The following is a 24881-nucleotide window of genomic DNA, read 5'->3' as shown; positions in this document are numbered from 1 at the left end:
TAAAATTGCGGTGCAAAGTTAGGAAGATGGACGAATATTTCGGAAATTTGTGCTGTTAAATCAAACTAAATGTAAAACTGGATATGGATAAAACCAAATGTATAGCCGCTCTTTTCGATTTCGACGGGGTGGTGATGGACACCGAGCCGCAATATACCGTCTTCTGGGATGCGGTGGGGAAGAAGTATCATCCGGAGTACGAGGCTTTCGGCAAGATAATCAAGGGGCAGACCTTGAGCCAGATTTTCAGCCGTTATTTTGCCGGGATGGAGAAAGAGCAGGCGGAAATTACGGAAGATTTGAACCGCTATGAGGCAGAGATGAAGTATGAATACGTGCCGGGAGTGACCGGTTTCATGCGTGAGCTGCGTGAGCAGGGAGTGAAGACGGCGATTGTGACCAGCTCGAACGGACAGAAGATGCGGAGCGTGTATGCCGTGCATCCGGAACTGAAGGAACTGGTCGGGCGAATCCTGACGGCGGAGATGTTCACCCGCTCGAAACCAGCCCCCGACTGCTTCCTGCTGGGGGCGCAGGTGCTGGGGACGGTACCGGAGAACTGTGTGGTGTTCGAAGACTCGTTTCATGGGCTGGAAGCGGGAAATGCCGCCGGAATGGCGGTGGTAGGGCTGAGCACGACGAATCCCGCTGAGGCAATCCGTGATAAATGCCGGGTGGTTATCCCCGATTTCACCTTGTTCAGCTACGAAAAGATGAAAAGCTTGCTTAACTCGTTGAAATGATTTACTTTTGCCCGGATTTTTATTTGAGTGAGTGTACGGACTTAAATGATATTTATCAGAAACACAGATTTTCGCAGATTAACGCAGATAAAATAAAATGATAATCCGTGAAAATCTGCGTTTTATAGTAAAACAAAATTGGTTTGCGAAAAATTCTTGATGTATTGTCATCCTGAACGAACGTGAAGGATCTCGTGTACATCCACGTGGGCGCATCCGAGATGCTTCACTTCGTTCAGCATGACAAATGATTTTTCGCAATTTATTTCTGATTGACTATAAAACGGGCAGATTGTATAAACTGATTAGGATTAATTACTTAAGAAAGGAGAAAGATTATGGCTGGATATTTAGTTAGTGACACTCGGAAGGTGACCACCCACCGCTTGATGGAAATGAAAGAAAGAGGTGAGAAAATTTCAATGCTGACTTCGTACGACTATACCACGGCACGCATCGTGGACGAAGCCGGGGTGGATGCGATATTGGTTGGCGACTCGGCATCGAACGTAATGGCAGGCAATGTGACGACGTTGCCCATTACGGTCGACCAGATGATTTACCATGCCCGTTCGGTCGTCCGGGGCGTGAAGCGTGCGCTGGTGGTGGTGGATATGCCGTTCGGCTCGTATCAGGCAGACCCGTTCGACGGGGTGCGCAACGCCATGCGGATGATGAAGGAGACGGGTGCCGATGCGCTGAAGCTGGAAGGCGGAGAAGAAGTGATAGAGGCTATCCGCAAGATAATCGGGGCGGGTGTCCCGGTGATGGGTCATCTGGGCCTGATGCCGCAATCCATCAACAAGTATGGTACGTATGGTGTGCGTGCCAAGGGCGATGCCGAAGCCGATAAGCTGTTGCGCGACGCGAAATTGTTGGAAGAAGCCGGCTGCTTCGGGCTGGTATTGGAAAAGATTCCGGCTGCATTGGCACAGCAGGTGACCGAATCCTTGCATATCCCCGTCATCGGCATAGGTGCCGGAGGAGCTACAGACGGTCAGGTGCTGGTGGTGGCTGATATGTTGGGCATGACCAAAGGCTTCAGCCCGAAGTTCCTGCGCCGGTATGCCGACCTGAATGCGGTGATGACCGATGCCATCGGACAATATGTGACGGATGTGAAGTCGGGCGGTTTCCCGAACGAGTCGGAACAATATTAAACAATGGACAATTGACAATTGCCCTGCGGCGATGTGAAAGAATTGTCAATTGTCATTTGTCAATTATAATAAAGGTATATGCTGTGGAATAAAAACTTTACTTTGCTTGCAGCGGCAAATGTGTTTTTTCATGCCGCCGTATACATGCAGTTTCCTGTCCTGCACCGGTGGATGACGAATGTCTGGGGATATACAGGAGTGGAAGCGGCGTGCATGGCGGTAGTGTTCGGCTTGTCCCTGTTCATTCCGGGAGTGTTCAACAGTTATCTGGTCGATACATTCAGCCGGAAACAGGTATGCATACGGAGCATGATTGTGTTAGGTCTGGCGACGCTGGCTTATCCGTGGACCTCGGCAACATGGCAGATTGTCGCTTTGCGCGTCTTGCAGGGGAGTGCGTTCGGAATCGCTTTGATGGCTACCGGAAGCACATTGGCGATAGATGTGGCTCCCAGCCATCAGCGGGACGGAGCGAACCGGGCTTTTACATGGTCGGGCATCGCGGGCATGTTGGCGGGTGTTGTGATTGGCTTGGCGGGGATGCAGCATGTGGCTTTCACGCAGCTGGTAAGTGCTTCGGCGTGCTTGCTGGCGGTGGCTATGGTGCTAATCGGGTATGTGAAAATCAGTTTCCGCGCCCCTTTGGATTTGCCCCTGTGCTCGTCCGACCGTTTCTTGCTTTTCCGTGCGGTCCCTCCGGGCATCAATATGATGGCGGTTCCGTTGGTGATAGGCATGCTTTTTGTTTCGGTTTCCGATTTTTCCTTTTATCTTTGCACAGGGCTTGGCTTCCTGCTCTATCTGTTGGTGAGGGAGAGCGTAAGGCGGCAGGTCGACGGGCGGATTCAAGTTGGGGCGGGGCAATTGCTGATGATTGCCGGACTGATGGCATTGCATCATCCTGAGGGCGTTTATCCCCTCTATATAGGCGGATGCCTGATAGGCTTAGGCACGGGATTTTCCATCGGCCAGTTCCTCCAGATGATGATTTTGCTCCCCTTGCATTGCGAGCGCGGGACGGGTTATCACACATACCGCTTGTCGTGGGAATTGGCGTGGGCGTGCGGCATCTTCTTGGGCGTGTATCTGCAAAGCCAGGGCAAAGGCTTGTTTGGGGCGGAAATACTGATAGCCGTGGCAGGGCTTTTGCTGTATCAGGCATTCACGTACCGTTATTTCAAGAGACATTATCAGAAACATTAAAACTATAAAGAATATGGCAGACGATAAAAAAATTATCTTTTCGATGGTCGGAGTGAGCAAGTCATTCCAGAACAACAAACAGGTATTGAAAGACATCTACCTATCCTTTTTCTATGGAGCGAAAATCGGCATCATCGGTTTGAACGGAGCCGGTAAGTCTACGTTGCTGAAGATTATCGCCGGACTGGACAAGAATTATCAGGGCGAAGTAGTGTTCTCGCCGGGCTACTCGGTAGGCTATCTGGCGCAGGAACCTCATCTGGACGATACGAAAACGGTGAAGGAAGTCGTGATGGAAGGCGTGCAGGAAACCGTAGACGCGCTTGCCGAATACGAGGAAATCAACCAGAAGTTCGGCTTGCCCGAGTATTACGAGGACCCCGAGAAAATGGATGCCCTCTTTGCCCGTCAGGCGGAACTGCAGGACATCATCGACTCTACCGATGCGTGGAACCTCGACTCCAAGCTGGAGCGCGCGATGGACGCCTTGCGCTGCCCGCCCGAAGACCAGCCGGTGAAGAACCTTTCGGGAGGCGAACGCCGCCGGGTGGCGCTGTGCCGCCTGCTGCTCCAGAAGCCCGACATCCTCTTGCTGGACGAACCTACCAACCACCTGGATGCCGAAAGCATCGACTGGCTGGAACAACACCTCCAGCAATACGAAGGAACGGTGATTGCCGTGACGCACGACCGCTATTTTCTCGACCACGTGGCAGGCTGGATTCTGGAGCTGGACCGTGGCGAAGGCATCCCCTGGAAAGGAAACTATTCCAGCTGGCTGGAGCAGAAGACCAAGCGCATGGAGATGGAAGAGAAAGTGGCAAGCAAGCGCCGCAAGACCCTGGAACGCGAGTTGGAATGGGTGCGCATGGCGCCCAAGGCACGTCAGGCGAAAGGCAAGGCACGTCTCAACTCGTACGACAAGTTATTGAACGAAGACGTGAAGGAGAAAGAAGAAAAGCTCGAAATCTTCATCCCGAACGGCCCCCGTCTGGGAAATAAGGTAATCGAGGCGAAACACGTGGCAAAAGCTTACGGCGACAAGCTGCTCTTCGACGACCTCAACTTCATGCTTCCCCCCAACGGCATTGTGGGCGTCATCGGTCCCAACGGTGCCGGAAAAACCACCCTGTTCCGCCTGATTATGGGCATTGAGAAGCCCGACAAAGGCGACTTCGAAGTGGGCGAAACCGTAAAGGTTGCCTACGTGGACCAGCAGCACAAAGACATCGACCCGAACAAGACCGTATACCAGGTTATCAGCGGAGGCAACGACTTGCTCCGCATGGGCAACCGCGACGTGAACGCCCGTGCCTACCTGAGCCGGTTCAATTTCTCGGGTGCCGACCAGGAAAAGCTCTGCGGCATGCTTTCGGGAGGCGAGCGCAACCGCCTGCACCTCGCCATGGCGCTGAAGGAAGAAGGCAACGTATTGCTCCTGGACGAGCCTACCAACGACATCGACGTCAACACCCTGCGTGCGCTGGAAGAAGGTTTGGAAGACTTTGCCGGATGTGCCGTAGTAATCAGCCACGACCGCTGGTTCCTCGACCGTATCTGCACCCACATCCTGGCGTTTGAAGGAAACAGCGAGGTGTTCTTCTTCGAAGGCTCGTACACCGAATACGAGGAAAACAAGATGAAGCGCATGGGCAATGTAGAGCCGAAGCGCGTGCGTTACCGGAAACTGATGGAAGACTGATTTAAATGAAGAATGAAGAATTAAGAATGAAGAAACAGCATTCTTCATTCAAAAAAGATTCTTCATTCCTCATTCTTAATAATGAATATCCGCATTTTACCTAATTGACTGTAGGGGCGTATCGCATACGCCCCGAAGGCATCCGCGTGGATAAGTGGACGCATTCGGGCGTATGCGATACGCCCCTACATGGGATGTTTGCGGATATTCAAATTCTTAATTCTTCATTTAATAAGATGTTGACTATATACCTCGCCCGCCACGGGCAGACAGAAGAAAACCTGAGCCGGATATTCCAAGGGCATTTGCCCGGACACCTCACCGAAGAAGGGAAGCGGCAGGCCATAGCCTTGGGAAAGGCCTTGGAAAACATTCCGTTGGATGCCATTGTCAGCAGCGACCTGCAACGGGTGGCAGATACGGTACGCCTTGCGGTAGGCAGCCGGGATTTGCCCTGGGAAAAGAATGCCCTGTTCCGCGAAGTGGACTGGGGGAGCTGGACGGGGATGTCGATAAACAGTGTCGACCGTTCCTGTTTCCCGAAAGACGCCGAAACCCCCGCCATGCTTTACGCACGCGCAGGCAAGTGCATCGACTATCTGAAGCAGCATTGCGAGGGCAAGTCGGTGCTGGTGGTTGCCCACGGGCAGATAAACCGGAACATCATTGCGCAGGCTCGGGGGATTCCCCTCGGCCGCCTGAAGGAAATACCGCTGATGAAGAACGGGACAACAATTCAATTAACAATTAATAATTAATAATTAACAATTAATGCGAATCAGGAGTTAAACGTAGTTATGTTTCACAGGAGTTATCACTTCGTTCAGAAGTTATACTTCACGCGGTATTTATTTGTGCATTTTGTATATGCCACGTAGTAGAGACGATGTGCACATCGTCTCTACAGAAGCGGTGCAAAAGGCATTGGCATCTAACTCCCTTTTAACTCCCTTTTAACTCCTGATTGGCATTAATTGTTAATTATTAATTATTAATTATTAATTATGTACCAGCGTACCGATATTTTCACCGGCAACGACCTTCTTCAGGTTGCCTACGGTATCCATGTCGAAGACGATGATGGGCAGGTTGTTTTCCTTGCACATGCAGGTGGCGGTGAGGTCCATCACCTTCAGCCCGCGTGCCAGCACTTCGTCGTACGTGATATCGTCAAACTTCTTGGCGGTCGGGTCTTTTTCGGGGTCGGCGGTATAGATGCCGTCTACGCGCGTGCCTTTCAGCATCACGTCGGCTTCTATTTCGATGCCTCTCAGCGATGAACCCGTGTCGGTGGTAAAGAACGGGTTTCCCGTGCCGGCGGACATGATGGCCACTTCACCGTTCTCCATGGCTTCGATGGCTTTCCATTTGGTGTAAAACTCGCCTATCGGCTCCATGCGGATAGCCGTCAGCACCCGTGCCTTCACCCCGTTTGCCGTCAATGCCGAGCTTAGCCCCAAGCTGTTGATTACCGTGGCGAGCATCCCCATCTGGTCGCCTTTCACGCGGTCGAATCCCTTTCCGGCACCGCTCAGCCCGCGGAAAATGTTCCCTCCGCCGATAACGATGCCTATCTGCACGCCCATGTCGTGTATTTCCTTAATCTGCAAGGCATATTCTCCCAGGCGTTTCTCGTCTATGCCGTATTTCTTTTCTCCCATCAGGCTTTCGCCGCTTAACTTTAACAAGATACGTTTAAATTTTGCCATATTCAGAATCTTTTTTGTTTGCAGGCAAAGGTAACAAGAATTTACGGGAATACACAAAAAACGTCGCGGCATTTTCAGCATGCGGCGACGTCAAGAAAGAGAGAGTCAATTAATCAGTGCTTATTTATGATGCTTTTTCCTTGTTCCTTTTTTTGACATGGCAAAGATAGGCGGAAGGTGTTACACCGGTGTTTCCGGGGTGTGATAAATCCGTTAAATAAGCCCTTTCGCTTCCAGCGGCTGGTCGGTGGTGAGGTAGTCCACTTTCAGGCGGATGAGCCTCTGCATGTCTTTTGCGTCGTTCACCGTCCATGCGTTGACCTTCATGCCCAAGTCGTGCGCCTCCTTCACCCATTCGGGATGCTTGTCGAACACTTTGTAATGGTAATCGATGCCGTTGATGCCCTTCGCCTTGACCTCCTTGGGGGCGATGTCGCCGTTCAGGTAGGCGATTTCCGAATCCGGCGCCAGCTTGGCAAGCTGTTCGCATACATGCAGGCTGAACGAGATGTATTCCACCTGTTTTTCCATGCCCATTTCCTTTACCATTCTGACGCAGCCGGCAGAAATCAGGTCCTCCTCAGCTTCTGTCTTATGAGGCTTTATTTCGAGGATGAGCTGGATGCCGGGCAGCTGCTTGCCGGCTTTCAGATAGTCTTCCAGCGTGGGAAGCGGTTCGCCGTTCTTCAGTTTCAGGCCTTTCAGCGTGTCATAGCCGGTTTCGGCGATGGTATAGCCTCCGATGGTGTCATCGTGATTCACGACGATGATGCCGTCTTTGGTCAGTTGCACGTCGAATTCAGAGCCGTACACTTGGGCTTCGGCAGCTTTCTTCAGGGCTGTAACCGAGTTTTGTGCAGAGCCTTCTGCTTTCCAGAATCCGCGGTGCGCGATGACCTGGGTCTGGGCTTGTGCTGCCAGTGCGGATAGCGCACAGGCGAAAGCGAGGAAAAGTTTTCTTGTTTTCATATAGCTTGATGTTTATGTTCTTTTCATTGCAGGCAACAAAAATAAAGCAGGCGTATTACATTCCGGTGACCGGCGTGTAAAGAAACCGTGTAATTTGTGTTACAAAGATGTTGCGCGGAAATCCGATGGACTACAATTGCTTAGATGCACGAAGTCACGCCCAGCGTAGTCCCGATAGCCGTCAGAATCGTAATCAATGTCTGGATAATAATCCCCCAAATGTTTTTCTTTTCCATAGTTTTTGAGTTTGATTGAACACAGAGACACGAAGGCACGGAGGGATATTTACGATTTTACAATTTACGAAGTACAATTAAATCCTTGAAATAGTAAGAGCCTGTTTAAGAAGCTGTTTTGAATTTCTCCAAAAAGTTTTTCTTGGTTTGATGTATCCGTTTTCGTGTGTGCTTTGGGCGATTTTTTGGTCTTTTTCGCTCCTGTTCTTCGTCAGATAGCCCGCTATCCTCCTTATAAAATCAGAAAAACATCCTCGAAAACAATTCGCAAATTAACCTGAGCAAAATTTAAACAGGCTCTAAATCGTATATTGAGAAATAAATTATTCCTCCGTGTCTCTGTGCCTCTGTGTTCGATGAAGCCTGTTTCTACAAGGCAATTGGGGGAGGAAATGCGGAATTTATCATATATTTATGCTTGCCTTCCGGTTTCTTCCGCCTCTTTCAGCATTTCCTCCATGCAGCGTAGTGCGTTTTGGGCATGTTGTTCCGCTTCCTCTTCCCATGCTGTAGCTGTCCGGTGTGCTTCCAGCCATTGGAGGGAGGGGAGCGCTTCTTGGGCTTCTATCAGGGTGAAGGTGGGGAGCATCTTGTGTGCTGTTTCTCCCAACTCTTGCATGGATTGTTCCTGTACCGCTTTTTCTATCCGGCACCGGTTTTTCCGGGTTTCTTCGATGAAGGTGCGGATAATCTGGTGCGCCGCTTCCGCATCGTTTTCGGAAAAGGCGGTCAGGGGAGCGAAGTTGAACTTCTTTGATACCGGCGGGGCGGGTGCTTCGGCTTTTTGGGGAGCTTCGGTGTCTTTCCATTTCAATTGCAGGGTTTGCCGGCATATTTGGCATAGTTCTTCCCGGCTGAACGGCTTGTAGAGGCATCCGGCGAAACCTTGTTGCCGGAAATCGGCTTCGTTCATGTCGTTTCGTGCGGTAATGGCTATGACGGGCACGTTTTGTGCTTGCGGTGTGTCGAGCTTCCGGATGGCTTTCAGCAGTTCGAAGCCGTTCATGGCGGGCATTTGTATGTCGGTCAGAATCAGGTCGGCGGGTTCGGAGCGGAGGAGCTTGAACAGTTCGTCGGGCTGTGTGCAGCAATGGACGACGGGCGCATGGCTTGCCTGGAGGTGGGCGAACATGGCGCGCAGCATGGTTTCGTTCAGTGTCAGCTGGATGCGGTCGTCGTCGATGAGCAGGATGTGCCATTGCTTGTCGGGCATGAGGGTTGTTTCTTCGGGAGGTCCTGCGATGGTTTTGGCTTGCGGGAGCGGCATGGAGACGTAGAATGTGCTTCCTGTTCCGGGGGTGCTTTCGATGCGGATGTTTCCGTTCAGGAGTTCGACTAATTTTTTCGTGATGGAAAGCCCTAATCCGAAGCCTTCTTGCCCTTGCGCGCTTCTCAGGCGGGTGAATGCCTGGAATACGCGTGCCTGTTCTTGTGCGTTCATGCCGCATCCTGTATCGCTTACCTGGAAGCGGAAGTGGCTTTCCTTGTAGGTGGCGTATAGGGTAATGTTTCCCTTTTCGGTGAATTTCAAGGCGTTCGACAAGAGGTTTTCGGCGATTTGCCGGATGCGGAACGGGTCTCCTTCCACGTTCAGGTCGTGCGGGAGGTCGGTATGGAAGATGAGTTCCAGCTGTTTTTTCCCGGCGATGGGGAGGAAGCTGGTATAGATGTGCTCGAACAGTTCGTAGGGGTTGAAAGCGACGGGGTGCAGGTCCATTTTCCCTGCTTCCAGCCGGTGGTAATCGAGCAGGGAGGTTACAAGCTCGAGCAGGTGGCGTGCCGAGCCTTGCATGTTGCGCAGGTAGAATTGCTGGCGTTGGTCGTGCACCAGCCTGAGCAGCAGGTCGATGTATCCGATGATGGAACCGGCGGGGGCTTTGATGTCGTGTGTGATGGTGAGCATCAGTTTTTCGCGTGCCGCGAGCAGGTTTTCGGCGTATTGTTTCGATTTTTCCAGTTCTTTGCGGTAATGGTTGCTTCGGGTAAAGTCGCGCCAGACGATGATGAAGAACAGCAGCGCGAGGGCTACGGCGATTGTGGCGATGGTTCCCATGGTTTGTGCCGCCTGTTCCCTGATGTCCTGTTCGTGGGCAATCCGTTGTTCCATGGCGGCCTGTTCGTCTGTCTCGATGCTTTCCAATAGCTGGTTCACCCGTTGGCTCAGCATGTTCCCGGCTATGCGCAGCTGGTTTATCCGTATTTCGAGGGTGCGTTGCTGTTCCTGCCGGTTTTGGTAGACTTTGTGCTGGATAGAGGTCAGTATGCTGGCTATGGTGTCTGCGGGGTTATAGGCTTCGTCGATGGTGTCGGTGTATTCTTCTTGTATGATGTTGTCTACTTGTGTGGAGTCGGGTTTCCCAGGTGCGAAGAGGTCGGCAAGCCGCCGGAAGAATTTCTTCGGCTTATGGTGTATCATGTATGAATTGTGGTGTGTGACCACGCGCCGGCGCACGTGGGTGCTGCTCAGTATGGAGTCTTGCTGGAGGATGAGGCTGTCCAGTTGTTGGCGGTAGAGTTCGTCGGTAGGGTTTTCCTTGATGGCTTCCAATACGCTCAGCATGTTCCGCTCCTTTTGTTTCAGCAGGGTGCGTACGGTGTCCAGCCGGGCTTGTTGCAGGGTGTCGGCGAGTTGTTGCTGGAGGGAGTCGATCAGGATTCCCGCTTCCCTCATCGCGCGTTTGTAGTTGGGGTATTCGTCGAGCCTTCCTGCATGCAGGGTCTGCCCGATGATTTCGGCATCGTAAAGCCGGGTGATAATCTGATGCGTGGTTTTCCGGCGCGAGCTGATGGTGCTTTCAGCATCGGAGGGGGCGGTCAGCAACGCCATTTGCCGGTAGATGTATCCGCCGGCTCCGAAAAGCAGGGCTATCAGCAGGATGTATCCGAACGCTATTTTGACAGGGGTGGAAAACATTTTGCAATTAATAATTAACAATTAATAATTAATAATTTTGAATATCCGCAAACATCCCATGTAGGGGCGTATCGCATACGCCCGAATGCGTCCACTTATCCACGCGGATGCTTTCAGGGCGTATGCGATACGCCCCTACAGTCAATTAGGTAAAATGCGGATATTCATTTAATAATTTGTTGCCCAGTGTCTTCACTTTGTACCGGAAGCGGAGGTAATACATGATTCCGGCACAGGTAAGCCCGAAGGGGAATGCCGTCCAGATGCCTGTAATGCCCCATCCGAGCGTGAATCCGAAGAGGTATCCCAAGGGCAGGGATATGACGAAATAGGCAATGAAGGCGAACAGCATCATCGGGCGCACGTCGGCTATCCCGCGGAGCGCGTTGGCGAAGTTGATTTGAAGCCCGTCGCCGAACTGGTAGAGCAGGAAGGGGATAATCACTTGCGCCACCATCAGGCTGACGGCTGCATCGTCGGTGAACCAGCCTCCGATGTCGTTCCGCAACAGATAGATGGGGATGGAGGTGCAGGCAATCATCACCAGGATGATGCGGAAGCCGGTGTTGGCTATCCGGCGGATATTGGCGAAATCGTGCAGGCCGAGGAAATTGCTGATGCGTACGGATACGGCGGCTCCCATGCCGTAGTACATCATGAAGCAGACTTGGGAAACGGCTATCATCACTTGGTAGCTGGCGAGTTCGGTGCTGCCCAGCCACCCTACCATGATGGCGCTAAGGCTGAACGAGGCGGTTTCCATCCCCATTTGGGCGGCAATGGGCCACCCCAGGCGGTTGAGCAGGGAAAAGTCTTCCTTGTTGGTCTTGCCGGCAAGGAATCCGACGCGGAAGGGCTTGTAGCGGGCGGTGAAGAAAAACAGGACCAGGTAGGCGGCGACCATCAGGATGCGGGATGCCAACGTCGCGATGCCGGCGCCCAGCAGGCCCAGTTCGGGGAATCCCAGCTTGCCGTAAATCAGGATATAGTTTCCGATGATGTTCAGGACATTGCCACCTAAGAGCATCCACATGGATACTTTGGTGTCGGTAATCCCGTCGGAGAATTGCTTGAAGGCGTTGAACCAAAGCACGAACGGAAGCGAAAGGAGCAATACAATGAAGTAGGGGCGCATGTAGGGCAGCAGTTCTTCGGGTTGTCCCAAGCGGTGGAGGTTCAGGTAGAGGGCGTACATGATGCCGCATACGATGAGCGCAAGCAGGGTGTTTGCCGAAAGGCTGTTCCGCAAGACTTCTCCGGTCTTTTCTTTGTTCCCCTCTCCGAACAGGCGGCCTACTACCGGTGTCAGCCCGTAGGCGAATCCGGTGCTGAAGATAATGGCGAGGTTGCACATGTTGTTTACGAAGCTGGCTGCGGCGAGTTCGGTGGAGCTGTGATGCCCTACCATAATCGTGTCGGCGAAGCCCAGGATGATGACGCCTATTTGCCCGATAACGATGGGAAGGCCCAGGGAGAGCAGTGCGCGGTAGTGTGATTGTTTCATTGGATGGCTTTATAATAAAGTATGTTGCAATTTTCGGGGACAAATGTCCGTTTTGCCGTTTCCTGTATTTGCCCGGGGGTGACGGAGCGGTATTTGTCCACTTCAGTGTTGATGTCTTCCGCCTTGCCTATCAGTTCGTAGAAGGCGAGGTTGGTGGCTACGTTCAGGTAATTGATGTTGTTGAATATCTGTTCGCTTTCGTACCGGTTTTTTACCTTTTCCAGTTCTTCGGCGGACACCGGGGATGTTTTCAGCTTGTCCAGCTCTTCCCAAATGGTTTGTTCCGCCTCTTCCAGCGATATGCCCGGCGCGGGCTTGCCCGTGATGTGCAGCAGGCCTTCGTCCAGGCTTCCGGAGATGTAGGCGTCGATGGAAGCGAACCGTTTCTTTTGCTGCACCAGCGTCTGGATAAAGCGTGAGGAACGGCCGTTGGAAAGCAGGTCGGTGATGACGTCGAATGTGTAATATTCCGGCGAAAAGCGGTTGCACATGTGGAATGCCATGTACAAGGCGTCTACCGGGACTTTCCGTTCTACGCTGAGCCGCCGGATGTGTGTCTGGGGCTTTTCGGCGGGCAGGTTGCGCGGAGGTATCTGGCGCGCCGGTATCGGTCCGAACCATTTCTCCGCCAGGCGGATGGTCTCTTCGAACGGGATATGCCCCGTTACGGAAAGTATGGCATTGTTGGGCGCGTAAAAGCGGTAGAAGAAGTCTTTCACTTCTTCCAGTGTGGCGTTGGCGATGTGGCTGATTTCTTTCCCGATGGTAGGCCAGCGGTACGGATGGTGCCGGTAAGCCATTTCGCGCAACAGGTGTGACGCGTCTCCGTAGGGCTGGTTCAGGTTGCGTTGCTTGAATTCTTCGATAACTACCTGGCGTTGCACTTCCAGGCTTTGCGGATTGAAGTCGAGGCTCAGCATGCGGTCGCTTTCCAGCCAGAACCCGGTCTCTACGTTTTGGTAGGGGAGGGTGATGTAATAATTGGTGATGTCATTATTGGTCCATGCGTTGTTTTCCCCTCCGGCGTTTTGGACAGGCGTGTCATAGTCGGGGATATTTACCGAACCGCTGAACATCAGGTGTTCGAACAAATGGGCAAAGCCTGTATGTTCGGGGGACTCGTCGCGCGCGCCTACGTCGTACAGGATGTTGAGCGCCACCATTTGGGTGGAATTATCCTCATTGTGCACAATGCGCAGCCCGTTGCCCAGTGTATAATGGTTTACCTTTATCATATAAATGAAGAATTAAGAATGAAGAATGAAGAATTTTCCATGCGGGCGAAGCGATTCTTCATTGGCTTACGCCGAACGTTGTTTCTTCATTCCTCATTCTTCATTAATTAATAATGCTTGCTTTCAGGATACGGATGTTCTGTACCGGGCGGTCTGCCTTGCCGGTCTTGGCTCCTTCGATTTGCGAAACTACATCCATGCCGTCTACTACCTCGCCGAATACGGTATAGCCTCCGTCCAGATGAGGCGCCCCGCCGATGGTGGTATAAGCCTGGACTTGTTGCGGCGTGAACCTCAAGGGGCCTTCTTGTTTGAGTTGCACTTTCGCCTGTGCTTCCAGTGTGTCTTGCAAGGCGAGAAGTCCGGCGGTATCGTCGGCTTTGCGCATTTTATAGATGTCTTTCATGTGCCGGCGCGCCAAGTTCTGGAAAATGGTGTCGAGGCGTGCCTGGTTGACATCGTTTTCGATGTTGATGAGTTGCGCTTCGCTGAACACGTTTCCTGTCACGATGTAGAACTGGCATCCCGACGAAGCCCGTTCGGGATTGACATTGTCCGGCTTGCGTGCCGCGGCGAGCGCTCCCCGCTTATGGTAGAGGGAGGGGACAAATTCGGCGGGGACGGTATAGCCCACATCGCCGCTTCCCAACATGGCGGTATCGCTGGCGGTCTTGCTTTCCGGGTCGCCTGCCTGAATCATGAAATGCTTGATGACGCGGTGGAACAGGGTGCTGTCATACGCGCCTTCTTTCACCAGCTTGATAAAGTTGTCCCGGTGCTTCGGGGTTTCGTCGTATAGCTTTACGGTAATGTCGCCCAAAGTCGTTTCCAGGCGGACCAAGGTTTCGTTTGTCATGGAGTACTTCTTTTTATGATTGCCCGTGCAGGCAAGGCAGCAGGCTATCAGGGTTAGTAAAATAATTGTTTTTCTCATGTCTGGGGATAATTTATCTTGCAAAGGTAAGAAAAGTGGCATGAACCGTCAAAAAAAATGTTGGGAAATACAGGGAATATCGTAACTTTGCTTTGTAAATCCTTAAATGAGAGAAAACTTATGAAGGCAACGGATTTGAAAAGGCTTTTGGATAAAGGGAAGCGTAACGTGCTTATTCCTTGTTTCTTATTGTGTTTTTTGTGGGCGGGCGCGTGCTTGTGCATGGCAGAGACGGAAGGCAATTTGTATCTGACCCCGCAACGGTTGTTCCATATCTCCCGGAGCATCAACCGTAACCTGGTGTGTTACGATGTGAACCTGGTCGGCGGGAAGCTGGATAAGGAAAAGCCTCTGTCCGTGTATTGGGTGAACCGGGAAGAGCGGATGGGAGAAAAGAACGGATTGAGCTTTTTCCAGCGCAAGATGGTGTATGGCTATAAGGTGGTGGAGGAAGGGGAGAATAGCTGTACGGTCACGCTGACCGCCTATTCGGGGAAGAAGTTCCTGATTTGCCGGCGGGGAGAGCGTTACGTATGCGAGACTACGATTGACGGCAAGAAGGCGGTTCTGAAATACTTGTATGTGAAGGTAAGCGAGCACAATCCGATGGGAGTGGACTATGTGGAGCTTCACGGAGAAGCCCTTTCTTCGAAGGAAGAGGTGGTGGAGCGGATAACGGACTGAGAAGCTGTTTTGAATTTCTTCAAAAAGTTTTTCTTGGCTTGATGTATCCTTTTTCGTGTGTGCTTTGGGCGATTTTTTGGTCCTTTCCGCTCCTGTTCTTCGTCAGATAGCCCGCTATCTTCCTCATCACAGAAGCGAAAATGCCTCAAAAGCTCATCCCAAATCATCGCACGATAAATTCAAAACAGCTTCTGAGGGCTATGCACGATGCTTGCGGTTTCGTGCTTGGTTTCTGCTGGTTGAAACTGGAGTTTTAGCGCATTAAAACTTTAGTTTCAGTGCATTGAAACTAAAGTTTCAGTATATCTAAACTTCTTTGAAACTACGTTGCGTTCTATTTTTCATTTGCCTTCTTTATGTAAAGGAGCTATAAAACAAGCCGGTATCACCTGATAGCATTCAGGAGAGATACCGGCTTGAATGAATATTAGTGTGGCTTGATTATTCGGCGAGACTCAAGATTTGAGCTTCCTGCTGAGGCACATAGTCGTTCTGGAAGAAGCGGCTTGCACGGAGCAGGTGGCGCCAGATGCTGACCAGTTCTTGCGTTTCCTGCAAGATGTTGAGGTAAACCATGGCGGCTTTCAGGCTTGTGTTGTCGGTCTCTTGCAGGCGGTTCATCTGTGCCTTGCGCAGGGCTGAAATCTTGTTCTTCAACGTATCGCCTTTCACCAGAATATCGTCGGCATCGGCATAGTTGTTGTTCTCGATGTCGGCACGTGTGTTTTCCATCAGCTTGCACAATTCCTCGCGGATGGGCAGGAAGTCGGCTATGCTTTCTTTCGAGATGGGGTTGAAGTTATTGTCCACGTGTTCTTTGCACGGTTCGCAGATACGTTTCAAGCAGTAGAGCATCTGTTCGCAGCTGTTGCTTCCAAGGTGGAACCACGTGTTCTTTTCGATGGCAAGGGCGATAGGAATGCGGCGCAGGCCGAGGATTTCCTTGCGGCGGCGTTTCTTCAGCATCTTGCGCTTTTCTTCCGCCGAGTTCAGCCCCTTCTTCAAGCTCTTCAGGTCTTCGTTGATAAAGCCGTCGGTCACCTGTACGTAGGTCTTTTCGGTATAGTCGATGTAGTCGGACAAGGTCTCACGCACGTGCTGGCGGAGCAGGGTGAGGATTTCGTTCTTGTCTTTGGATGCCATCATGCGCTTGAAGATATCGTCTTGCTTTTCCGCCTTTTGCTTTTCGCTATATTTAATGTTGCTTCTTACCAGCAGGAATACCGCAAGGCAGATAAAGATGAACATGCCTACGAAACTGGTATAATACATGATAATGGTGACGAGGGCGCAGACCGTAAATGCCACGAATGCGGTGATGAACCATCCGCCGATGACGGAGAACATGCCGGTGATGCGGTAAACGGCGCTTTCGCGTCCCCATGCACGGTCGGCAAGTGAAGAGCCCATGGCTACGATAAAGGTCACATACGTGGTAGAGAGGGGCAATTTCATCGTGGTACCGATGATGATGAGCAAGCCCGAAAGGACGAGGTTGACCGAAGCGCGCACCAAGTCGAATGCAGCTCCGTTTTCGAGTATCACATCGTCTTTATTGAAACGGTTATTTATCCAATTCCGTACGTTGGCAGGGATGACACGCACCAAAAACTCATTCGTTGCCGTAGCACGGCGCACGATGGTTCTTGCCAAGGCAGACGAACCGAACATCTCGTCGCCTTCTTCCTGGCGAGAGAGGTCGACCGAAGTCTTGATGACGTTTTGCGCCTTTTTAGAAGTAGCCAGCGCGTAGACCATGACCAGGCCCGAAAGGAAGAGGAATATCATGGGGGTCTTGGCGGATGACATCAGCGAGCTCATCATGAAGTCGTGGATGCCTGTCCCGTTGGCATTCGCCACATAGTCCATATACGAAGAATAGCCGGCGAGGGGCACACCGATGAAGTTCACCAAGTCGTTGCCCGCAAAAGCAAGCGCCAGCGAGAATGTTCCTAACAAGACAATGATGCGGAACACGTTCACCTTACACCAGTGCAATACTTGCATCAGCAGGGTGAAGAAGATGAAACAGCCCAAAATCAATAGCGAATTATGGTCGCTGATCCATGCCAGCGTGTCGGGAGATATATAAGGTGAGCTTTTCAGTCCTTGCAGCAGGATGAAGTAGGCGAGTGCCGTTGTAGAGAGGCCTCCGAAGATGCCGATGGTCCACGAGAGGTTTTTCTTGTAATTGAAGCTGAAGATGAGGCGGGAGATGTATTGCACGACCGTACCGGCTATGAACGCAATCGCTACGGAGAGGAAAATCGCCATGATGACCGAGAAGGCTTTTTCGGTGTTCATCATGTCGCCTAATGAATACATGCCTGTTTCATCGCCTAAGATTTTCAGTATTGCCAGGATAAATGTACCTCCCAGAAGTTCGAAGACCATGGATACCGTGGTAGAGGTAGGAAGCCCGAGGGTGTTGAACACATCGAGCAGCACCACGTCGGTGACCATTACCGCCAGCAAGATGCACATGATTTCGTAAAAACTGAAGTTGGACGGTTGGAAGATGCCGTGTCTGGCGATGTCCATCATGCCATTACTCATAATGGCTCCTAAGAAGACTCCTGCGGCTGCTACAATAATGATTGTGCGGAACTTGGCGACTTTTGCGCCTACAGCCGAATTCATAAAGTTCACGGCGTCGTTGCTGACACCCACCAGCAAGTCGAACACTGCCAGCATGAAAAGGAATATCACAATTCCTAAATAAACAGTTTCCATATTGTTGCTTTAATATTTCAGGCGCAAAAGTAGGGAAAAATCAATTAATACATATTACAAACGTGTTACAAAATAAAAGAAAGATAATTTCACGTCCGGTTAGTATGTTTATAAACAGATATTTTGTAACTTTGCGCCCAAGCATAATATTATTAACTTTTAAAGCCATATAGCTATGTCAGAAACGAAGAAAATAAAGACAGCATTGGTTTCCGTTTACCACAAAGACGGTTTGGATGAGATTATCCGTATGCTGGCGGAAGATGGAGTAGAGTTCTTGTCTACCGGCGGCACGCGTCATTTTATAGAAGATTTGGGTTATAAGTGCCATGCAGTAGAAGACTTGACCGGTTATCCTTCGATTTTGGGCGGCCGTGTGAAAACCCTTCACCCGAAAGTGTTCGGAGGCATCCTGTGCCGCCGTGCGCTGGAAGAAGACCAGAATCAGGTGAAGCAATATGAGATTCCGGAAATCGACTTGGTGATTGTCGACCTGTATCCGTTCGAAGACACGGTTGCTTCGGGTGCCGGCGAACAGGATATTATCGAAAAAATCGATATAGGCGGCATCTCTTTAATCCGTGCGGCTGCAAAGAATTTCAATGATGTCGTAATTGTGGCAAGCAAGGCTCAATACGGCACGTTGCTCGATATATTAAAGGAGAGAGGAGCAGCCACTACCCGCGAAGAACGCCGCCGGTTGGCGTGTGAAGCCTTTGGCGTATCTTCTTCTTACGATACGGCTATCCATAATTGGTTTGCGGGCAAATGATGCGTCAATTGTCAATGGTTAATTGTCAATTATTAATTTTGGAATCATGGGATTGTTTTCTTTTACACAAGAAATAGCGATGGACCTTGGTACGGCAAATACCATTATCCTGAGCAATGATAAGATTGTGGTGGATGAACCTTCGGTAGTTGCGTTAGACCGCCGTACGGATAAGATGATTGCTGTAGGCGAACGGGCTAAGATGATGTACGAAAAGGAAAATCCGAATATCCGTACCGTGCGGCCGTTGCGTGATGGGGTCATCGCGGACTTTAATGCTTGTGAACAGATGATGCGCGGATTGATTAAAAAGGTGAATCCGGGACGCCGTTTGTTTACGCCTTCGCTCCGTATGGTGATTGGCGTGCCTTCGGGCTCGACCGAGGTGGAATTGCGTGCGGTGCGTGATAGCGCCGAGCATGCCGGAGGGCGCGATGTGTATCTGATATTCGAGCCGATGGCGGCTGCTATCGGTATCGGGCTGGATGTGGAAGCTCCGGAAGGCAATATGATTGTAGATATAGGCGGAGGGTCGACTGAGATTGCCGTCATTTCATTGGGCGGCATTGTTTCGAACAATTCCATTCGTATCGCAGGCGATGACTTGACGGCTGATATTCAGGAGTATATGAGCCGCCAGCACAATGTGAAAGTGAGCGAGCGTATGGCGGAACGTATCAAGATTCATGTAGGCGCTGCTTTGACCGACTTGGGCGATGATGCGCCCGAAGACTATATCGTGCGTGGGCCGAACCGCATTACGGCATTGCCGATGGAAGTGCCTGTATGCTATCAGGAAATTGCGCATTGCCTGGAGAAGAGCATAGCCAAGATTGAGACAGCGGTGCTGAATGCATTGGAGAATACGCCTCCCGAACTGTATGCGGACATTGTGAGCAATGGCATTTATTTGGCTGGCGGGGGAGCATTGCTTCGCGGATTGGATAAACGGTTGACGGATAAAATCAACATCCCGTTCCATATAGCGGAAGATCCTCTGTTGAGTGTGGCGAAAGGCACGGGAATCGCGTTGAAGAATGTAGACCGTTTTTCGTTCCTGATGCGGTAAAGGATATGCGGAACCTGCTGAACTTTTTATTGAAATATGATTACTGGCTGCTTTTTATTTTCTTGGAAGCAGTCAGTTTCACTTTATTGTTCCGTTTCAATCATTATCAGGGAAGCGTATTCTTTACTTCTGCCAATCGTGTGGTCGGTTATGTGGACGAAATGGTTTATGAAGTGTCGTCCTATTTTGGCTTGCGCTCTGTAAATCGGAAGCTGGTAGACCGTAACGTTGCTTTAGAACTGGAAGTGAAGCGTTTGAAGGAAGCCCTGAAAGAGCGTGAAACAGATACGCTTCTTATCCGGCAAATGCAACGCGATGCATTGAGGGATTACCTTGTGGTTCCGGCGCAGGTCGTAAATAACAGCATCACGCGAAGCAATAATTTCATAACGATAGATAAAGGCATGTCCGACAGTATCCATGCGGAAATGGGTGTATTGAATGGCAATAGCATTGTAGGCATTGTTTATCAGGCATCGGCACATTATGCATTGGTGCTTCCCCTGCTGAATTCAAGAAGCAACATTAGTTGCAAGATACAGCGTACGGATTATTTTGGCGTATTGAAATGGGACGGAGGCTCTTCGCAATATGCCTGGTTGCAGGATATTCCCCGCCATTCTGAATTTACGTTGGGTGATACCATTGTAACGAGCGGGCATAGCGCCGTGTTTCCGGAAGGCATTCCGGTGGGTATCGTGGATGACCGGAAAGACAGTCAGGACGGGTTGTCTTATCTTTTGAAAGTACGTTTGCTGACGGATTTTGCGCGGTTGACCGATGTGAGTGTCATCCGCTACAACGGAAGGGCGGAGCAGGCCGCGCTGGAAGATAGTATTCATTAAAAATAATAAAGGGAAGCATCCTATGGTTCAGACTTTGCATCGTATTGTGTGGTTTGTGGTGTTAATCTTGGTTCAGACGGAGATTCTGAATCATGTGCATACCATGGGCTATGCTACTCCGGTTGTTTTTATCTATTATATTCTGGTTCTCAATTCGGAGACTCCCCGTAAGTCTTTATTGCTGCAAGCCTTTTTATTGGGGCTTTGTGTGGATGTTTTTGGCAATACGCCGGGCATGTATGCGGCGGCAAGCACCTTTTTGGCTTTTTCCCGGCGTCCTTTGTTACAGGCGCAGATGTTGCGTGAAACTACAGACGATTATGAGCCCGGCATTCAAAGCATGGGCTTCGGCTCTTTCTTGCGCTATGTGGCGAGTGCGGTGCTTGCATTTATGGTTGTGGTAAGGGTGATTGACGCTTTTAGTTTCTTTCACTGGGTAGAACTGTTGCTTCGGATTGTGACAGATACGTTTATGACGGTGGTTTGCATCATGGGGATAGACGTAATGAGGAGGAAGAGATAGTGGACCGGAATTATCAGTTGGTAAAAAGGAAGTATGTGATTGGCGGGGCAGTACTGGCGGTAGTCCTTCTTTTCATCATGCGTTTGTTTGCCTTGCAGATTCTAAGCGATGATTATAAAAAGAATGCCGACAGCAATGCGTTGTTGCGGAGGGTGCAATATCCCAGCCGTGGAGTCATGTACGACCGTACGGACAAGTTATTGGTTTATAACCAGCCCGCATACGATATTACGGTCATCATGAAAGAGATAACCCGCCTTGATACAGCCGATTTGTGCCGTACGTTAAAGCTTACGCCTGAGTTTGTAAGGCGCAGGTTCAAGGACTTGAAGAACAGGAAACTGAATCCCGGATACTCTCCTTATACCCATCAAGTATTCCTTACCCAGCTTTCGGCGGAGGATTGTGGCGTTTTTCAGGAAAAGATGTTCATGTTCCCCGGCTTTTACATCCAGCGCCGTACCATCCGGCAATATAGCTATCATGCGGGCGCGCATATCTTGGGAGATATTTCGGAGGTGTCTAAGGGCGATATAGAAAAGGATGAATATTATGAGCCGGGCGACTTTATCGGGAGCTTGGGCGTGGAGCGTTCATACGAAAAGCAATTGCGGGGCGAGAAAGGTGTGGAAATTTTGTTGCGTGATGCGCACGGACGCATTCAGGGGAATTATATGGACGGGAAGTTCGATAAGGCTCCCGTTCCGGGAAAGAACCTTACACTAAGCTTGGATATTGAACTTCAGATGCTGGGAGAACGGTTGCTGGAAGGGAAAATCGGAAGCATTGTGGCGATAGAACCTTCTACGGGAGAAGTGTTGTGCCTGGTATCTTCTCCTACGTACGACCCCAGTATGATGATTGGGCGAAACCGGGGGAAGAACCATCAGATGATGGCACGCGACCCTTGGAAACCCTTGCTCAACCGCGCGATAATGGGAACGTATCCGCCTGGTTCCACTTTTAAGACAACGCAGGCTCTGACTTATTTGCAAGAAGGGATTATTACGCCGAATACAATGTATTCTTGTGTGAAAGGGTTTTCTTTCCGTGGGCTTCATGTGGGATGCCATGCGCATCCGTCTCCTTTGCCGCTGATTCCGGCAATCGCAACCTCGTGTAACGGTTATTTTTGCTGGGGTTTATATCACATGATTGGGGCGCACCAAAAGTACGGGTCGGTACAGAAGGCCATGAATACATGGCGCGACTATATGGTGTCAATGGGATTTGGATATACATTGGGCATTGATTTGCCGGGAGAGAAGCGTGGGATGATACCGAATGCCCAGTTCTATGATAAAGCCTATCGGGGGTCGTGGAACGGATTGACTATTATCAGTATCGCCATAGGGCAGGGCGAGGTGACCGCTACGCCTTTGCAGATAGCTAATTTGGGCGCGACAATCGCTAACCGTGGGTATTTCATCACACCGCACGTCGTGAAAAAGATAGAAGGTGAGCAAATCGATTCGGTGTACCGTACCAAACGGTATACGAAGGTGGAGCCGGTGCATTACGAGGAGGTGGTGCAGGGGATGCGTGCGGCGGTATTGGGCGGGACATGCCGGATGGCGAACCTTCCTGACATAGAGGTCTGCGGGAAGACCGGAACGGCGCAGAACCATGGGAAAGACCATTCTGCTTTTATGGGATTTGCTCCCATGAACAATCCGAAAATAGCCATAGCCGTTTACGTGGAAAACGGAGGATGGGGAGCCACTTACGGAGTACCTATCGGGAGATTGATGATAGAGAAATACTTAACGGGAAAATTGACGGAAGCGGATGAAGCGTTGGCTTCCGATATTCAACACAGAAGAATTGATTATGGCTTACAAGAAAGATAGTGTATGGAAATCGGTGGACTGGTGGACCATTGCGCTTTATCTGGTGCTTGTGGTTTGCGGGTGGTTCAGCGTGTGCGGAGCAAGCTATGATTATGGCGACCCCGACTTCTTCGATTTAGGAACCCGTGCCGGAAAGCAATTGATGTGGATTGGATGTTCGCTGGTATTGGGGTTTGTCTTATTGATGTTGGAAGACCGGCTTTACGATACCTATGCTTATTTGATTTATGGCATTTTGCTCTTGTTGTTGTTCGGAACGATATTTAATCCGCATGAAATCAAGGGCTCTCGTTCATGGATTGTGTTGGGACCTGTCAGCTTGCAACCGGCTGAGTTCGCTAAGTTTGCTACGGCGCTCGCGCTCGCCAAGTTTATGGGAGAATATACTTATTCGATTGAACGCGGACGTGATATGCTGCTTTCTTTGGTTATTATCCTTGTGCCCATGATACTTATTATCTGCCAGAAAGAGACCGGTTCGGCATTGGTTTACCTTGCGTTTTTTCTGGTGCTGTATCGGGAGGGGATGACCGGTTCGATTCTTTTTGCAGGGGTGTGTTCGATTATTTATTTTATCGTAGGAATCCGGTTCGGAGATGATTTGATGTCGGACGGGTATACTTCGTGGGGCGAGTTTTCCGTATTGGGATTGATAGTGGCTTTTTCAGGCTTGTTGGTCAATTCTTATTGCAAGGAAAGCCGGAAACCGGTTACGTATATCCTTTCCATAGGATTGGGAGTCACATTCTTAAGTTTGCTTTTTTCGCTTTATGTCATTCCTTTTAATGTGGTATATGTGCAGGTCGGTTTATGCGTAGCGTTGTGCATTTACTTGATATTTCTTGCTTTGCACGAGCGTGTCCGTAACTATTTTTATATCTTCCTTTTTGCCATAGGGTCGATAGGTTTCTTCCTTTCAGCAGATTATGTATTCAATAATGTATTAGAGGCACACCAGCAAGTCCGGATTAAGGTTTTGCTGGGTATGGAAGACGACCCTACGGGAGCTGGGTATAATGTCAATCAAAGTAAGATTGCCATAGGGTCGGGAGGATTCTTGGGGAAAGGTTTCCTGAATGGTACGCAAACCAAGCTGAAATATGTGCCCGAACAGGATACCGATTTTATCTTTTGCACCGTAGGCGAGGAACAGGGATTTGTGGGGGCATCGACGGTCATTATCCTTTTTGCCGTGTTTATCTGGAGGCTGATTTATTTGGCTGAACGGCAATCCACACGTTTCGGGCGGGTGTACGGGTATAGTGTGCTGAGCATTTTCTTTTTTCATCTATTTGTCAATATCGGCATGGTGCTCGGCTTGACTCCGGTTATCGGCATTCCTTTGCCTTTCTTCAGTTATGGCGGCTCTTCGTTGTGGGGATTCACTATCTTGTTATTTGTCTTTTTGCGTATCGACGCTTCCCGTGAGCGATAGACGGATGCCCGCATCGGTAATGCCTTTCAGGCAAGGGGAAGCCATGAGGTGTACCAATTGCACCAACGTGTCGGCATGCGAAAGTGTAATTTTCCCGGCAGGGGCATGAAATTGGTACAAAGTGCTTGAGTTTCCTTCTCCATGCCATTTCCCCTTCCTGTCGGCAAGTTCCAGATGGAGGGTGTCACAAGCCGGGGGAACGGAATGAGGACGGATGATGGCTATCCATAAATCACGGTAGGCATAGTTTTCTGTATGCCGCAATCCGATTTCCAGTTGATAGCAATGCTCTGTGAAAGTTGAGTCGGGGAGGACGAACGAAAGGGTGTCTTCCCGTTCCCAGCCCTGAGGCGATACGGTGCGGTATTGGTGATAGACGGTTGCATCGTTTTCGCATCCGGCTAAGAAGAAGGGCATTGCCATGATGAAAAGGGGAGTGAAGCGTTTCATGATTTCGTCTTTGTTTGATAGAGCCACGTAATGTTATTCTAAATTCTTCGTTTCCAATCGGATTCCATTCAATGAAGTATGCATGCAAATGAAGATATACTTACTTTGCCATTTCAGTTATCTTCGTGTGCTATAGCAGTTAACTGAAATGGCTAATGAAGTATATCTTCGTTTTCAGCTTGATGAATTGGCTGGATGCGGACATTCATCA

20 protein-coding genes and 1 pseudogene are annotated in these 24881 nt (G+C 50.4%); 12 read left to right on the top strand and 9 right to left on the bottom strand.

The features are described from left to right. Nucleotides 1-83 precede the first annotated feature (83 nt). From BACSA_RS07025 to BACSA_RS07005, 5 genes are all read left to right on the top strand, one after another. On the top strand, nt 84-743 hold the full coding sequence (locus tag BACSA_RS07025; RefSeq protein WP_013617411.1) for an HAD family hydrolase: 660 nt from the start codon (nt 84-86) through the stop codon (nt 741-743). Between the two features lie 338 nt (nt 744-1081). Continuing rightward, a complete protein-coding gene (gene panB, locus BACSA_RS07020; protein ID WP_013617409.1) occupies nt 1082-1903 on the top strand; it encodes a 3-methyl-2-oxobutanoate hydroxymethyltransferase in 822 nt (273 codons plus the stop codon). 78 nt (nt 1904-1981) lie between these two features. After that, complete coding sequence (locus tag BACSA_RS07015) at nt 1982-3106, top strand: MFS transporter (RefSeq protein ID WP_013617408.1); 1125 nt, start codon at nt 1982-1984, stop codon at nt 3104-3106. A gap of 13 nt (nt 3107-3119) precedes the next feature. After that, nucleotides 3120-4808 (top strand): energy-dependent translational throttle protein EttA, encoded by a 1689-nt coding sequence (gene ettA / locus BACSA_RS07010; protein ID WP_013617407.1) that lies wholly within the window; start codon nt 3120-3122, stop codon nt 4806-4808. 236 nt (nt 4809-5044) lie between these two features. After that, nucleotides 5045-5566, top strand: a complete 522-nt coding sequence (locus BACSA_RS07005; RefSeq protein ID WP_013617406.1) for a histidine phosphatase family protein — start codon at nt 5045-5047, stop codon at nt 5564-5566. Nucleotides 5567-5806: 240 nt separating this feature from the next. Here the strand turns inward: BACSA_RS07005 and pyrH are convergent, their stop codons facing one another. The 7 genes from pyrH to BACSA_RS06975 all read right to left on the bottom strand — a co-directional run bounded on the left by pyrH (nt 5807) and on the right by BACSA_RS06975 (nt 14309). After that, entirely contained in the window at nt 5807-6517 is a 711-nt protein-coding gene (pyrH, locus tag BACSA_RS07000) for a UMP kinase (protein ID WP_013617405.1), read from the bottom strand. A gap of 213 nt (nt 6518-6730) precedes the next feature. Then, a complete protein-coding gene (locus BACSA_RS06995; RefSeq protein WP_013617404.1) occupies nt 6731-7486 on the bottom strand; it encodes a glycerophosphodiester phosphodiesterase family protein in 756 nt (251 codons plus the stop codon). Nucleotides 7487-7626: 140 nt separating this feature from the next. Next, nucleotides 7627-7722, bottom strand: a complete 96-nt coding sequence (locus BACSA_RS20130) for a smalltalk protein (RefSeq protein WP_013618581.1) — start codon at nt 7720-7722, stop codon at nt 7627-7629. Between the two features lie 412 nt (nt 7723-8134). Beyond that, nucleotides 8135-10636, bottom strand: coding sequence for a hybrid sensor histidine kinase/response regulator (locus BACSA_RS06990; RefSeq protein WP_013617403.1), 2502 nt, complete (start codon nt 10634-10636; stop codon nt 8135-8137). Nucleotides 10637-10781: 145 nt separating this feature from the next. After that, entirely contained in the window at nt 10782-12140 is a 1359-nt protein-coding gene (locus BACSA_RS06985) for an MATE family efflux transporter (protein WP_013617402.1), read from the bottom strand. Beyond that, entirely contained in the window at nt 12137-13375 is a 1239-nt protein-coding gene (locus BACSA_RS06980) for a M16 family metallopeptidase (protein WP_013617401.1), read from the bottom strand. Before BACSA_RS06980 ends, BACSA_RS06985 begins: the two co-directional genes overlap by 4 nt. A gap of 103 nt (nt 13376-13478) precedes the next feature. Beyond that, the gene (locus tag BACSA_RS06975) at nt 13479-14309 is read right to left on the bottom strand and encodes a peptidylprolyl isomerase (protein WP_013617400.1); all 831 of its coding nucleotides are present in this window, start codon (nt 14307-14309) and stop codon (nt 13479-13481) included. A gap of 120 nt (nt 14310-14429) precedes the next feature. On the opposite strand from BACSA_RS06975, the gene BACSA_RS06970 reads away from it, so the two are divergent. Further along, nucleotides 14430-14993 (top strand): DUF4833 domain-containing protein, encoded by a 564-nt coding sequence (locus BACSA_RS06970; protein ID WP_013617399.1) that lies wholly within the window; start codon nt 14430-14432, stop codon nt 14991-14993. A 441-nt stretch (nt 14994-15434) separates the two neighbouring features. Here BACSA_RS06970 and BACSA_RS06965 read toward each other — a convergent pair whose 3' ends face one another. Then, complete coding sequence (locus BACSA_RS06965) at nt 15435-17726, bottom strand: inorganic phosphate transporter (protein WP_013617398.1); 2292 nt, start codon at nt 17724-17726, stop codon at nt 15435-15437. Between the two features lie 175 nt (nt 17727-17901). Between BACSA_RS06965 and BACSA_RS06960 the strand changes: the two are divergent. The 6 genes and pseudogenes from BACSA_RS06960 to rodA form a co-directional block, all read left to right on the top strand. Continuing rightward, nucleotides 17902-18486, top strand: a pseudogene (locus BACSA_RS06960) (IMP cyclohydrolase); the annotation flags it as partial. 58 nt (nt 18487-18544) lie between these two features. Beyond that, a complete protein-coding gene (locus tag BACSA_RS06955) occupies nt 18545-19567 on the top strand; it encodes a rod shape-determining protein (protein WP_013617396.1) in 1023 nt (340 codons plus the stop codon). A 5-nt stretch (nt 19568-19572) separates the two neighbouring features. Then, on the top strand, nt 19573-20412 hold the full coding sequence (gene mreC / locus BACSA_RS06950; protein ID WP_013617395.1) for a rod shape-determining protein MreC: 840 nt from the start codon (nt 19573-19575) through the stop codon (nt 20410-20412). 22 nt (nt 20413-20434) lie between these two features. Further along, entirely contained in the window at nt 20435-20935 is a 501-nt protein-coding gene (locus BACSA_RS06945) for a hypothetical protein (RefSeq protein ID WP_013617394.1), read from the top strand. After that, on the top strand, nt 20935-22785 hold the full coding sequence (gene mrdA / locus BACSA_RS06940; RefSeq protein ID WP_041583925.1) for a penicillin-binding protein 2: 1851 nt from the start codon (nt 20935-20937) through the stop codon (nt 22783-22785). The genes BACSA_RS06945 and mrdA overlap by 1 nt, the downstream gene beginning before the upstream one ends. Further along, the gene (rodA, locus tag BACSA_RS06935; RefSeq protein ID WP_013617392.1) at nt 22766-24220 is read left to right on the top strand and encodes a rod shape-determining protein RodA; all 1455 of its coding nucleotides are present in this window, start codon (nt 22766-22768) and stop codon (nt 24218-24220) included. The genes mrdA and rodA overlap by 20 nt, the downstream gene beginning before the upstream one ends. On the opposite strand, the gene BACSA_RS06930 is transcribed toward rodA, so the two are convergent. Continuing rightward, nucleotides 24179-24697 (bottom strand): gliding motility lipoprotein GldH, encoded by a 519-nt coding sequence (locus tag BACSA_RS06930; protein WP_144005198.1) that lies wholly within the window; start codon nt 24695-24697, stop codon nt 24179-24181. The two genes, rodA and BACSA_RS06930, sit on opposite strands and share 42 nt — an antisense overlap. Nucleotides 24698-24881 lie beyond the last annotated feature (184 nt).

Source organism: Phocaeicola salanitronis DSM 18170 (genome assembly GCF_000190575.1).
Classification (GTDB): Bacteria; Bacteroidota; Bacteroidia; order Bacteroidales; family Bacteroidaceae; genus Phocaeicola; species Phocaeicola salanitronis.
The sequence above is the reverse complement of the archived record's forward strand: the minus strand, read 5'-3'. Positions and strand labels throughout refer to the sequence as shown.

Excerpts from the sequence above, each read along its gene's own strand:
- BACSA_RS06965 (WP_013617398.1), bottom strand. The coding sequence starts at position 17,726 with ATGGAAACTGTTTATTTAGGAATTGTGATATTCCTTTTCATGCTGGCA.
- BACSA_RS06945 (WP_013617394.1), top strand. The coding sequence starts at position 20,435 with ATGGTTCAGACTTTGCATCGTATTGTGTGGTTTGTGGTGTTAATCTTG.
- BACSA_RS06995 (WP_013617404.1), bottom strand. The coding sequence starts at position 7,486 with ATGAAAACAAGAAAACTTTTCCTCGCTTTCGCCTGTGCGCTATCCGCA.
- mreC (WP_013617395.1), top strand. The coding sequence starts at position 19,573 with ATGCGGAACCTGCTGAACTTTTTATTGAAATATGATTACTGGCTGCTT.
- BACSA_RS06955 (WP_013617396.1), top strand. The coding sequence starts at position 18,545 with ATGGGATTGTTTTCTTTTACACAAGAAATAGCGATGGACCTTGGTACG.
- pyrH (WP_013617405.1), bottom strand. The coding sequence starts at position 6,517 with ATGGCAAAATTTAAACGTATCTTGTTAAAGTTAAGCGGCGAAAGCCTG.
- BACSA_RS06980 (WP_013617401.1), bottom strand. The coding sequence starts at position 13,375 with ATGATAAAGGTAAACCATTATACACTGGGCAACGGGCTGCGCATTGTG.
- BACSA_RS07015 (WP_013617408.1), top strand. The coding sequence starts at position 1,982 with ATGCTGTGGAATAAAAACTTTACTTTGCTTGCAGCGGCAAATGTGTTT.
- BACSA_RS06975 (WP_013617400.1), bottom strand. The coding sequence starts at position 14,309 with ATGAGAAAAACAATTATTTTACTAACCCTGATAGCCTGCTGCCTTGCC.
- BACSA_RS06985 (WP_013617402.1), bottom strand. The coding sequence starts at position 12,140 with ATGAAACAATCACACTACCGCGCACTGCTCTCCCTGGGCCTTCCCATC.
- BACSA_RS20130 (WP_013618581.1), bottom strand. The coding sequence starts at position 7,722 with ATGGAAAAGAAAAACATTTGGGGGATTATTATCCAGACATTGATTACG.
- BACSA_RS06990 (WP_013617403.1), bottom strand. The coding sequence starts at position 10,636 with ATGTTTTCCACCCCTGTCAAAATAGCGTTCGGATACATCCTGCTGATA.
- rodA (WP_013617392.1), top strand. The coding sequence starts at position 22,766 with ATGGCTTACAAGAAAGATAGTGTATGGAAATCGGTGGACTGGTGGACC.
- BACSA_RS06970 (WP_013617399.1), top strand. The coding sequence starts at position 14,430 with ATGAAGGCAACGGATTTGAAAAGGCTTTTGGATAAAGGGAAGCGTAAC.
- ettA (WP_013617407.1), top strand. The coding sequence starts at position 3,120 with ATGGCAGACGATAAAAAAATTATCTTTTCGATGGTCGGAGTGAGCAAG.
- BACSA_RS07005 (WP_013617406.1), top strand. The coding sequence starts at position 5,045 with ATGTTGACTATATACCTCGCCCGCCACGGGCAGACAGAAGAAAACCTG.
- BACSA_RS07025 (WP_013617411.1), top strand. The coding sequence starts at position 84 with ATGGATAAAACCAAATGTATAGCCGCTCTTTTCGATTTCGACGGGGTG.
- panB (WP_013617409.1), top strand. The coding sequence starts at position 1,082 with ATGGCTGGATATTTAGTTAGTGACACTCGGAAGGTGACCACCCACCGC.